Origin of the sequence: Pseudoalteromonas sp. FUC4, assembly GCF_008370255.1 — a bacterium.
Taxonomy (GTDB): domain Bacteria; phylum Pseudomonadota; class Gammaproteobacteria; order Enterobacterales; family Alteromonadaceae; genus Pseudoalteromonas.
In genome coordinates, this window is record NZ_SEUI01000001.1 from 116,498 (window position 1) to 128,431 (window position 11,934).

Here is an 11,934-nt window from a genome sequence, read left to right on the forward strand (position 1 = left end):
AAAAAGCATTGCAATTGAAGTTTATTTTGCATAATAAAGGCCGAATCATACTGTGATTCGGCCTTTGTGTATTCAATAGTAAAGTTATCATTCGCATCGTTTAAATTCCTAATTTAAATTGCTGATTTAAAACAATCCACATCCCCATTTTTGAGTGTTTGTATTAACTAAAATGCACCTTTTTAGTTTGTGTAAAGGCTAGGTTGTTCGCTACAATGGCGCCTCTTAATTGCCAAATGGACTCTGTAATGAAAATTCTTGCCGATCAAAATATGCCTTTAGTTGAGCAGTACTTTGCAGACTTTGGTGAGGTTGAGCGTTTTGATGGTCGTAAATTAACGTCTGAACAATTAATAAATGTAGATGTTCTTCTTACTCGTTCGGTGACAAATGTTAATCATGAACTTTTAGTACAAGCTAACAAGTTGAGCTTTGTAGGTACTGCCACAATCGGCATTGACCATATTGATACGCAATTACTGCATGATAGAAATATTGCTTTTACAAGTGCACCTGGTTGTAATGCTGTTGCTGTAGCTGAATATGTAATTAGTAGCTTATTTGCATTAAGCCAAGAAAATGCGCGCCCCTTGTGTGGTCAAACAATTGGTATTGTAGGGGTGGGCAACATTGGTGCATGTTTGGCGCAAAAATTAAAAGCATTAAACGTAGTTGTACTGCAGTGCGATCCGATTAAGCATGAACAAGGCTTATTACAAGAGCATGTAGCACTTGATGAGTTATTGGCGCAGTCAGATGTTGTTACTTTTCACGTTCCTCTTGTTAAAAGTGGCGAGCATAAAACGCTGCACATGATGGGTAAAGAGCGTTTAAAAGCACTAAAGCCAGGAACCACGCTAATTAATGCAAGCCGTGGCGATGTAATTGATAACCACGCATTGCTTGAGGTAATGGAAGCTGGGGCTGATTTAGATTTAGTACTTGATGTATGGGAGAAAGAACCCAATATTTTAACTGAATTACTAGAGCATGTTCGTTACGCTAGTGTGCACATTGCAGGGCATACACTTGAGGGGAAAGCTCGTGGAACACAAATGTTGTATCAAAAACTGTGTCAGCTCAAACGTGTTGAGGCGATTAAATCGTTGGATGATTTTTTACCAACACCAGCCGTTACAAATGCAACGGTTACGCAAAGCCTCAATGAGCAAGATATTGCTCGTTTAGTGCATTTGATTTATGACGTTCGCCGCGATGACGGAATTTTACTTCGTCGCTTAGAGAGCGACGGCTTTGATAGTTTACGTAAAAACTATCCTATAAGGCGAGAATTTAGCACCTTATTTCTACAAGGTGATAGCCCACAACTAGCAGCACTTAGCCAGCTTGGTTTTAGCATAGCTGAATAATTATTTAACTAACGATGTTGTTTTAATGTCGTTTATAGAGGAAGAAATATGTCGCAAAAATATAACGTTGCCGTACTTGGCGCTACTGGTTTAGTAGGCCGTCAAATCATTGAAACACTAGCAGATCGTAAGTTTCCTGTAGATCAGCTTTTTTTACTTGCGAGCAGCCGCAGCGCAGGTGAAGACATAAAGTTTCGTGGTGAGACCATTGAAGTACTTGACGTTGAAGGCTTTGATTTTAGCCAAGCGCATATAGGTTTGTTTTCTGCTGGTGGTAGTGTGTCTGAAAAATATGCACCTATTGCCGCTGATGCAGGCTGTATTGTAATTGATAATACATCGCACTTTAGAAATGACTTCGAAATTCCTTTAGTCGTGCCAGAAGTTAATGCTTCAAGCCTAGCTGATTTTAGAAACCGTAATATTATTGCTAACCCTAACTGTTCAACTATTCAGATGATGTTAGCACTTAAGCCAATTTATGATGCGTACGGAATAGACCGTATAAATGTATCTACTTACCAAGCTGTATCGGGTGCAGGTAAAGAAGCGGTTGATGAGCTTGCAAAGCAAACAGCTAATTTGATGAATGCACGCCCTATGGATAATAAAGTATTTCCAAAGCAAATTGCATTTAACGTTATACCTCAAATTGATAGCTTTGAAGATAATGGCTATACACGCGAAGAAATGAAAATGGTAAACGAAACTCATAAAATTTTGGGTGATACCACCATTGCAGTAAATCCTACATGTGTACGTGTTCCGGTATTTTTTGGTCACTCAGAATCAATTAATATTGAAACGCGCATGCCTTATGATTTTGAACACGTTAAGCAACTTTTAAAAGACGCACCTGGTGTTGAACTAATTGATGACGAAGGTGATTACCCAACAGCCGTGTCTGATGCAAGTGGTAACGACACCGTGTATATCGGCCGGTTACGCGCCGACATTTCTCACCCTCATGGATTAAATATGTGGGTTGTAAGTGATAACACCCGTAAAGGCGCTGCAACTAACAGTATTCAAATTGCAGAAGAGCTTATCGCTAATTACATGTAATAGTTAATTGCACTAACAGACTTTAGAAGCGGTAAACATTAGTTGTTTGCCGCTTTTTGTTTATATAGCTTGTCAAATTTTTGCCGTTTAATTTTAAAAATATAAAAACTAATTGATAACACTCAATAAATTAATATTTATAAAGATGTTTTAAGGCATTTATTTTCAAGGTGTTGCAATGGATATTAAGTCCTAACTGGTTTATAGTTTGCAATTGGAATAGAGTTTGCAATAAAAATAGATTGTAATAATAAATGCGAGTCAGTCATTTGGCTGATAAGAGTATTAACTAACAACATTTAAATACTAAAGGATCAGCATGCGCGGTTTAGCTACACTTATTATATTAGCGTCTGCATTGATAGTAACGCCAGTTTACTCTCAGGACAGTACCCAATTAAAGGGGCCTAAAGGCGTTGACTATGGTGCGCAAGGGCGATCTATTGGGCCAATTAAACCAACTGATACGCTTTGGCGTATAGCAGCTAAAGTGCGCCCAGACAATTCTGTCAGTATTTATCAAGTTATGCAGGCTTTGTATAACAAAAATCCCGATTCATTTTTAGAACAAAATCTTAACCACATTCAAAATGGTGCCTATTTAAAAATCCCTACCTTAGCCGAAATAAAAGCTGTAAATACGCAGCTTGCAAAGCAACGCTCTGAGCAAGATGATGCATTATGGGAAAAGAAAAAAAATGGCACGCTTACACAAAGCGAAATTAACTCAGCGCAAACCAAAGTAACTCAAGCACGTAAAATTGATGTAGACGATGCTAAAAAAGAGATACAGAAAGAATTAAATGAAATAAAAACAGAACAAGGTACTAAGCTTGTTGAGTTACAACAACAGTTTAAAAGTTCAGTTAGTAATGTAGAAGAGATTTTAGTTGAAAATAATAATCTTAAAAAACAGTTATCAGGCATATCAAAAGAGCTCGAAAATTTACGTTTGCAACTAGGGCAAGACAGCGAAATTCAAAATCAGTTAAAAGAACTGATTGTTAAACAAAATGAGATTATTGCTGAGCAAAAAAAACAAGAAGTAATACCAAAGGAGTCATTTGATTTTGGATCATTATTTTCAAATCCCATAGTGTTGGGTTTATTAATGTTTATTCCTGGGTTACTGATTATTTTTGCAATTGTTATGTTTTTACGCAAACGAGGAAGTAATCAAGAAGAGCCACAAAACGATGATGACTTTTTACCACAAACCCCAACTTATACTGGCGATGATGATTTAGGCCCAAGCTTAAATGACGATCCAATTGTACCTGACCCTCTAGATGATTTAAGTGTTCAATTAGATGATAGTCTCGAAAGTGATATGTTGCCTAATGATGATTTAGACGACGGCTTAGATGATTTTTCTGGCGACGAAAATTTACTTGATCAGGATGAGCTCGAAAGCTTATTAAGTGATGACATTGTTTTTGATGATGAAAATACCGATGACGAACTCGATATTTTTATGCAGCAAGGATTTGATCAACCTTCAGATGAAAACGCTGAAGATATAGATTTAGAATTATCTGACGACTCAATAAACAATGATGAAATTCTATCTAATGACGATTTAGATAGTTTGTTTGATGAAGACGATGGTCTACCTGAGTTTGATGCACCGCAAACAAGCGAAGCTTTAGAAGATGATAGCTTAGAATCTCATGATGAAATGGCGGCTTTAAGTGAGGAGCTTGCAGATGAAGATAATTTTGATATAGATGAATTATTAGATCAAACATCAACAGAACTAGATACCTCAAATAGCACTTCAGCTGAACTCGATACAAGCGACGATTTTGATTTAGACGATATAGATAGCTTAATTGATGAGGCGAATGACCCAAAAAGTGATGTGGTAGATGATTCACTTGATGCAGAGTTACTCGACGAAGATGAACTTCTAGAAGAAAGCGACGACTTTGATTTAGACGACATAGATAGCTTAATTGATGAGGCAGCAGTTGATACTGCAGATGACTCATTAGTTGAGGAAAGTGACGACTTTGATTTAGATGACATAGATAGTTTAATTGATGAGACTGCAGTTGATACTGAGAATGACTCTTTAGGTGAGGAAAGTGACGACTTTGATTTAGATGACATAGATAGCCTAATTGATGAGGCAGCAGTAGATACTGCAGATGACTCTTTGGTTGAGGAAAGTGACGACTTTGATTTAGACGACATAGATAGCTTAATTGATGAGGCAGCAGTTGATACTGCAGATGACTCATTAGTTGAGGAAAGTGACGACTTTGATTTAGATGACATAGATAGCCTAATTGATGAGGCAGCAGTAGATACTGCAGATGACTCTTTAGTTGAGGAAAGTGACGACTTTGATTTAGACGACATAGATAGCTTAATTGATGAGGCAGCAGTTGATACTGCAGATGACTCATTAGTTGAGGAAAGTGACGACTTTGATTTAGACGATATAGATAACCTAATTGATGATGAAGTAAAAAATTCAGATGTTAGAGATTCAGAAATTGATAATGCATTGGCAGACTCAGTTGAGGATTTAGCAGATGCTCAAGAAGAATTAAATGTTGATGATATTGAGTCGCTTGCTTCATCATTAAATGAAGAGCCCGAGCTTGAAGATGAGCCTGAGCCTGAGCTTGTAGAAGAACCCGAGCTTGACGATGAGCCTGAGCTTGTAGAAGAACCCGAGCTTGTAGAAGAACCCGAGCTTGTAGAAGAACCCGAGCTTGTAGAAGAACCCGAGCTTGAMGAWGAGCCTGAGCTTGAMGAWGAGCCTGAGCTTGTAGAAGAACCCGAGCTTGTAGAAGAACCCGAGCTTGTAGAAGAACCTGARCTTGAAGAAGAACCCGAGCTTGAAGAAGAGCCTGAGCTTGTAGAAGAACCAGAGCTTGAMGAWGAGCCTGAGCTTGTAGAAGAACCTGARCTTGAAGAAGAACCCGAGCTTGAAGAAGAGCCTGAGCTTGTAGAAGAACCTGAGCTTGAAGAAGAACCTGAGCTTGAAGAAGAGCCTGAGCTTGAAGAAGAGCCTGAGCTTGAAGAAGAACSAGAGCTTGAAGAAGAGCCTGAGCTTGAMGAAGAGCCTGAGCTTGAAGAAGAACGAGAGCTTGAMGATGAGCCTGAGCTTGACGATGAGCCTGAGCTTGAAGAAGAGCCTGAACTTKTAGAAGAACCCGAGCTTGACGATGAGCCTGAGCTTGTAGAAGAACCTGAACTTGCAGAAGAGCCTGAGCTTGTAGATGAATCCGAGCTTGAAGATGTAACCGTTGATGATTTTTCAGATACATCAGAAACGCTTTTAGATCCTGAAGATGCCCTTGAAGAATATACAGATGATACGTTAAAGAGTGTTGATGAGCTTTTAAATGAACTTCAACAAGCGACGGATGATGACTATATAGAAACACCTGATTGGTCTTTAGATGAGCTCGACGACGATCTTGAAGAAATAGAAGTAGATCTTGGTGACGATCCGTTGGCGGGCGACGATGACTCAGATCTTATCGAAATCGAAGAGCAGCTTGATAGCGATCTTATAACGCCAAGTGAAGAGTTAGATGAATACCCTGAACTTGAATTAGACGATGAACATTCATTATTAGAGAATGAACCTTCGTTTGAGCTGCAAGACCCCAAAGAAAATGCACCGGGTGATGAAAATGCAGTAGCACTTAGTCAAACAGAGAAAGATCTCGCAAATGCGCTTTCTGAAAATGCTAACTTAGATAGCTTAGAAGATGATTTTGATGATGAACTATTAATTGGTAATGACTTTTCTGAATTAGAAGCAGAAGATGAGTTGCTTAATGATGATGTTTTACTGCAAGAGATTAATGACAAGGTTGAATCTGTTGAATCACCAAGTATAGAAGAGGACATTAAGCCTCTTGACCTTGATGAAGTTCAAGAAACATTAGAAAGTGAGTTGCCATTTACCCCTGAAGAATTACAAGGGGATGATTTAGATGGTGAGGCACCTAGAGTAGCTTCTAGTCAAGCTGAGCAGGATTTATCAAATGCGCTTTCTGAAAATATTGATTTAGATAGTCTAGAAGATGATTTTGATGATGAAATTTTAATTGAAAATGATTTTTCTGACTTGGATGTTGAGTTTGACGAAGATATTTTAGAACAAGCGCTAACTGATGAGTTATCAGACGAGCTGCAAGAGCAAACAAATGCAGAGCGCGAAGCACAGTTAACAAACTCAGATGAAGTAGGCAGCACTGATATTAGCTCTGACGATGAACTTGATGAAGAGTTTATGTCAAATTTGACGCAAACTGATTTTGATTCATTACTTAGTGAGTTAGCAGAGCCAGAAGAATTAAGTACTGAGGATAGCAGTGAGTTTGATGTCGATTTTGACAGCTTGCTAAAAGAAGACTTAGAGGAAGATGACTCATTAACTACAAAAGAGCCACTTGTTGAAAGCAGTGATGTTGAGCAACTTGATGATGAATTTGTAGACATAGATTCATTATTAGAAGAAAGTGAAGAGGCTGAACTTGAACACGAACCTTACAACGACGTTAATATGGATGTCGGCTTGAGTGAGTTTGATGCACTACTTGCTGGTGATAACCCAACCGATGTTGATGCTGAAAGTGGTGGCTACTCAGCTAAACTAGACTTAGCGCGTGCTTATATTGAAATTGATGATTTTGATTCTGCGCTCAAGGTCATTGAGGATGTAATCAACAAAGGCCCTGAAGAAGTTCAAGAAGAGGCACTTAGTTTAAAAGCGAAACTAAAATAACAAATTGTTTTAAAAACCCCTTAATTGGTTATTCTAATTAAGGGTTTTTTTATGGAAGTTAGTTTAATTAAAACAAGGAAAAACAACGTATTAATAAAATGAAATTTATAGTATGTAATTGTTATAAAAGAATAATTCACATCGGAATCATTAAGTTATTTGATTCATTAAAATGATCATGTTTTTAATAAAAAGGGTATTACAGCACACCTCCTTTTATTGCGTCGAGAGATAGCATAAAATGCCGTGTTCATTAGCACAGTAGGTAAAGCAGTAATTATGCGAGTAGCACTTGGAGTTGAATACAACGGCGTACGCTATAGTGGGTGGCAACGTCAATCACATGTAAATAGCGTACAACAGGAAGTAGAAAAAGCGCTGTCGCGCATTTGTAATCATCCAGTTGAAGTTATATGTGCAGGTCGTACAGATGCGGGTGTACACGGTACAGGCCAAGTAATACACTTTGACACTGAAGCCGATCGCGATATGGTCGCATTTACGCTAGGTATGAATACTTTAATGCCTAAAGATATTGCTATTCGCTTTGCACAACCGGTTGCTGATGACTTTCATGCCCGTTTTAGTGCTACAGCTCGTCGTTATCGCTATGTTATTTATAACTCTCCCTTACGAGGAGCAGTATTAAACGAGGGTGTTACGCATTTTCATCACCACCTTGATGAAACAAAGATGCAAGAGGCGTGTCAGTACTTAATAGGTAAACACGATTTCACCTCTTTTAGAGCGATACATTGCCAAGCTAATACACCGACAAGAACCATTCATCACCTGTCGGTAAAGCGCCAAGGTACTTACGTTATTATTGATATTAAAGCGAATGCGTTTTTACATCATATGGTACGCAATATAACGGGGAGCTTGATGGATATTGGCATACACAAGCAGCAGCCAATTTGGTTGAAAGAATTACTTGATTGTAAAGAGCGTGCTAAAGCAAGCGCTACAGCTAAAGCTGCAGGTTTATACTTGGTTGATGTCGATTATCCTGAAGAATTTAATATACCTAAAATGCCTTTAGGTCCATTGTTTTTACCTGATGCTGAGATTTAGTTATGGTTGTTGTTAGTGTTTTTCATGAACACTTTTAACTACTAAGACCAGTTTTTTATACCGCGTTAGTGTAATTCATGTTTTAATTGAAAAAATTTGTCTGCTAATTGCTATTGGCAGGCTCGCGACACAGAACAGCATTAAGAGAGTTGCAAATGAGTTGGCTAGAAAAAATCTTACCTAAAACGACAAAATCATCAGGTCGTAAAGAAATCCCAGAAGGTGTTTGGGCTAAGTGTACATCGTGTGATTCAATTTTATATAAAGCTGAATTAGAAAAATCATTAAACGTATGTCCTAAGTGTGATCATCACATGCGTGTTAGTGGTCGTAAGCGCCTAGAGCACTTCTTAGATGAAGGCGATCGTCTAGAGCTTGGTACACAACATGAGCCTAAAGACATTCTTAAATTTAAAGATTCTAAAAAGTACTCTGACCGTATCAGTGCAGCCCAAAAAGCAAGTGGTGAAAAAGATGCACTTGTAGCTATGAAAGGCCGATTAAAAGGTATTCCAGTGGCAGCGGTAGCATTTGAGTTCTCATTTATGGGTGGCTCAATGGCTTCTGTTGTTGGCGCTCGCTTTGTTGATGCTGTTGATCAATGTTTAGAGCATAACATGCCGCTTATTTGTTTTTCTGCATCAGGCGGTGCACGTATGCAAGAAGCGCTTATGTCTCTTATGCAAATGGCTAAAACAAGTGCTGCACTTGCAAAAATGACTGAAAAAGGTCTTCCGTTTATTTCAGTCATGACTGATCCAACTATGGGTGGTGTATCTGCATCACTTGCTATGCTAGGCGATATTAATGTTGCTGAACCTAAAGCGTTAATTGGTTTTGCAGGTCCTCGTGTTATTGAGCAGACTGTTCGCGAAACATTACCTGAAGGTTTTCAGCGTAGTGAATTTTTGCTAGAACATGGTGCAATTGACATGATTATTGACCGCCGTGAAATGCGCGATACCCTTGCACGCATTTTAGCTAAATTTATGAACTTGCCTTCTACGGAACAAGAGCATAGAGTAGCGTAAATTTCAGCTTTACTGATTACACGCTATGACAAAAACAATTCCTAGCCAATCATCAAGCCTTGATGATTGGCTTTTTTATTTAGAAAGTGTTCACCCAGCTAACATTGCCATGGGCTTAGAACGAGTTGCTAATGTTGCTAACAATATTGGCCTTTTAAACACTCCAAGTAAAATTATTCTTATTGCCGGTACAAACGGTAAGGGCACCACAGCACGCTGCTTAGAGTCGCTATTGCTAGCGCAAGGTTTCAGTGTGGGTACTTACGCATCTCCACATTTAATTCGTTATAACGAGCGTGTACGAGTTAATGGGGAAGAATTGGCAGACCAATTTCATATAAATGCTTTTCACCAGCTTGAGCAAGGCCGTAAAGACACTCCTCTGACTTATTTTGAATATGGTACTTTGGGGGCATTGGCAATTTTTAAACGCTGTAACGTCGACTATGTATTACTAGAGGTGGGTTTAGGTGGGCGCTTTGACGCTACAAATATAGTCACTCCCTTTGCAAGCGTGATCACTACTATAGACTTAGACCATAAAGAGTACTTAGGTGATACACGTGAGCTAGTGGCTTATGATAAAGCCGGTATTTTTCGTGAAAATACGCCCGCTATTATCGGGGATTTAAATATTCCTCACACTATGACTGATTATGGTAAAGAAATTAATGCCAACATGACGTTGTCTGGCAGTGACTTTATTTTTAAAGAAAATGTTGAGAGCTTTAATTGGCAATATAAAGAACATAATCTTGAAATAGATAAGCTTGCAATACCGAGTCAAAATGCAGCAACTGCATTAACTACGTTAAGTGTTTTAAACTTATTACCTAGTGAATCAACTATACGAAGTTGTTTAGCTAATTTAGTTGTCGAAGGGCGATTTCAACAGTTAAGTATTGAGCCGTTAGTCTTTACCGACGTGGCACACAACCCTGAGTCGGCACGTTATTTAGCCAATAAGTTATCAAGCTATAAAGATAAAGGCTTTAAAATTCATGCATTAGCCGCTATGCTTGCTGATAAAGATAAAGCGGGTGTACTTAAAGAAGTAAGTCACTTGGTCGATGAGTGGTCATTAGCGAGCTTAAGTGGCCCGCGAGGCGATACTGCAAGTAATTTACAAAATGCACTGCAGGAATTGTCTCATCATAATACTATTAATAGCTATGATAGTGTGGCACAGGCACTGAATGTAATTTTACCAGAACAACAAAGTGATACTATGTTGATTATATTTGGTTCATTTTTTACAGTTGCTGGCGCTATTAATTATTTTAAAAAATAGAGAGGATGTCGGTGAACTCAAGTTTTATTAATCGCTTAGTCGGAACAAGTATAGTGGTGATCGCAGCAATTGTGTTTATCCCTAATATACTCGATGGCGAAAAAGTGCATTATAAAGAAGGCTTTAAAGCGATCCCAGACCGCCCTGAGTTCAAAACAATCGATCTTCAAGAGTCAATTGATGAAAATATGGCTAATGCTGAGCCACTAAAGCAAGATGAAATTGAAGACATTCAAGCTGACGACGAAGCTTTTGAGCAGCAAAGCGCGATGGATGAGAGTGATTACGCTGTAGAGGATAAAGTTGTTGAAGCAACTATAGAACCCAAAACTACACCAATTACAAAAGCGCCTGTTCAAGCTAAACCAGAGCCTATTGCACCACGTAAAAGTGATAAAAACCTAACGAGTATGGCTTATGTTATTCAATTAGGTAGTTTTTCACATGTTGCAAATGTTAAAGCATTACAGGCTAAATTGAAGGCTGAAGGGTTTAAAACGTTTACTAAACCGATTAAAACCCCAAATGGGACATTAACCAAAGTATTTGTTGGTCCTTCGCTTGATAAAAGTGAACTACAAAAACAGCTCCCCCAGCTCAAAGAGCTTACTAAATTAAATGGTAAAGTTACGCAGTACGAAGTAACAAAATAATTTTAAAAAGGCTTGTATAACAAGCCTTTTTTTATTTATTTATATTTTTTTTATCATTATCTTTATCTCACAATACCTAGACTAAAATGTTAATTTTTTGTATTAACCACTACCCAGTAATCTCCCGTTTAAACTTGCATACTAACGATGTTTGGGTATAGAATGCGCCCCAAATTAGCGACTAATTGGTTCTTATGATCTGGGTTGATTACGCCATTATTGGCATCATTGTATTGTCTACCATCATCGGTTTAATACGCGGCTTTGTAAAAGAAGCAATGTCATTAGCGGTATGGGCTGGCGCCTTTATCATCTCTAGCTTATTTTACCAATATTTAGCTTCCTTCCTAACAACCATTTCTGAACCCCTTTTAAGAAATGCGGCGGCCATTGCCATATTATTCTTTGCGACGCTACTGTTAGGCGGTTTACTAAACTACATTTTAGGTGAACTTGTACATCGTACTGGTTTATCGGGTACCGACCGTGTCTTTGGCATAGTGTTTGGTGCTCTACGAGGCGTGTTGGTCGTGAGCGCGTTACTCTTCTTTCTTGATGCTTTTACTGGTGCACCCAATACGCACTGGTGGGGCAATTCTATTTTGATTCCAGAGTTTGGCTTTGTTGTTGAATGGTTTTTTTCGTACCTAGAAAACAACTCGAGCTTTTTAAATTCAGTAAACCGTTAATCGGCGAG

Annotated in this window: 8 protein-coding genes; all 8 read left to right on the forward strand. The window is 38.5% G+C overall.

Translation table 11 applies throughout. From position 1 onward, the window contains the following. The first annotated feature begins 248 nt into the window (after positions 1-248). The 8 genes from EU510_RS00565 (at position 249) to EU510_RS00600 (ending at position 11,926) form a co-directional block, all read left to right on the forward strand. The gene (locus tag EU510_RS00565) at positions 249-1,370 is read left to right on the forward strand and encodes a 4-phosphoerythronate dehydrogenase (protein WP_149591812.1); all 1,122 of its coding nucleotides are present in this window, start codon (positions 249-251) and stop codon (positions 1,368-1,370) included. A gap of 48 nt (positions 1,371-1,418) precedes the next feature. Then, the gene (locus EU510_RS00570; protein WP_007586655.1) at positions 1,419-2,435 is read left to right on the forward strand and encodes an aspartate-semialdehyde dehydrogenase; all 1,017 of its coding nucleotides are present in this window, start codon (positions 1,419-1,421) and stop codon (positions 2,433-2,435) included. A gap of 319 nt (positions 2,436-2,754) precedes the next feature. Next, positions 2,755-7,188 carry a FimV/HubP family polar landmark protein gene (locus EU510_RS00575; protein WP_149591813.1) on the forward strand — a complete coding sequence of 1,478 codons (4,434 nt, stop codon included), beginning with the start codon at positions 2,755-2,757 and terminating at the stop codon, positions 7,186-7,188. 279 nt (positions 7,189-7,467) lie between these two features. Beyond that, a complete protein-coding gene (truA, locus tag EU510_RS00580; RefSeq protein WP_149591814.1) occupies positions 7,468-8,262 on the forward strand; it encodes a tRNA pseudouridine(38-40) synthase TruA in 795 nt (264 codons plus the stop codon). A 155-nt stretch (positions 8,263-8,417) separates the two neighbouring features. Beyond that, the gene (gene accD, locus EU510_RS00585) at positions 8,418-9,293 is read left to right on the forward strand and encodes an acetyl-CoA carboxylase, carboxyltransferase subunit beta (RefSeq protein ID WP_149591815.1); all 876 of its coding nucleotides are present in this window, start codon (positions 8,418-8,420) and stop codon (positions 9,291-9,293) included. A gap of 25 nt (positions 9,294-9,318) precedes the next feature. Then, on the forward strand, positions 9,319-10,584 hold the full coding sequence (gene folC, locus EU510_RS00590) for a bifunctional tetrahydrofolate synthase/dihydrofolate synthase (protein ID WP_149591816.1): 1,266 nt from the start codon (positions 9,319-9,321) through the stop codon (positions 10,582-10,584). A gap of 11 nt (positions 10,585-10,595) precedes the next feature. Continuing rightward, positions 10,596-11,237: an SPOR domain-containing protein gene (locus EU510_RS00595; protein WP_149591817.1), complete on the forward strand. Its 642-nt coding sequence runs from the start codon at positions 10,596-10,598 to the stop codon at positions 11,235-11,237. A 194-nt stretch (positions 11,238-11,431) separates the two neighbouring features. Continuing rightward, on the forward strand, positions 11,432-11,926 hold the full coding sequence (locus EU510_RS00600; RefSeq protein ID WP_002958356.1) for a CvpA family protein: 495 nt from the start codon (positions 11,432-11,434) through the stop codon (positions 11,924-11,926). Positions 11,927-11,934 lie beyond the last annotated feature (8 nt).